Origin of the sequence: Sebaldella sp. S0638 (assembly GCF_024158605.1) — a bacterium.
Taxonomy (GTDB): Bacteria; Fusobacteriota; Fusobacteriia; order Fusobacteriales; family Leptotrichiaceae; genus Sebaldella.
This window is the reverse complement of record NZ_JAMZGM010000147.1, coordinates 1-533: the sequence shown is the minus strand read 5'-3', so window position 1 is coordinate 533 and position 533 is coordinate 1. Positions and strand designations below refer to the sequence as shown.

Genomic DNA, 533 nt, shown 5'->3' with positions numbered 1-533 from the left:
TTTTTACAGATTCTATGGTGTAGAAGAAGAAATAAACGGAACAACGAATGTAATAGCATATGAGGTGGAATGATGGGGAAATGGATAGAATTCAGACAGATAAAGAAATTTGTACAAGGAACAATTCAAAGCGGGACAATATTAGATTTAAAAAACTATACAAATGGGATGAGTTGGGAAAATGAAAAAGTATTTCTAACAATGTATAGTTATCTTCCTGACTTTAATAAGATGAGATATTATGCAGAAGCAGTACCTTTGGGAAATAACAGGTATCAGATAATATGCAGGCTTGTAGGGTATGACTATACAACAGCTATAAGAATCCCAGAAATAATAGTCAATCCGACACAGGAATGGATCACGCTACATACCGGCCCGTTTTACGGAATAAGCTATACATATCATAATAACGGGACATTCGGTATAGAAGGAACTCATAAAGCATACGCAAATGGTAATTTATTTCTTGAAAAGATAGGAGACAGGAATAACAGACTGGTAGGATATCAGGGGACATATTTTAACCCGGT

General features: G+C 35.1%; 1 protein-coding gene. It reads left to right on the top strand.

Features of this window, described 5'->3' with window-relative positions; all coding sequences use genetic code 11:
- Positions 1-72: 72 nt before the first annotated feature.
- The coding region (locus NK213_RS18040) for a hypothetical protein (protein ID WP_253351806.1) at positions 73-533 on the top strand (461 nt) is incomplete at its 3' end.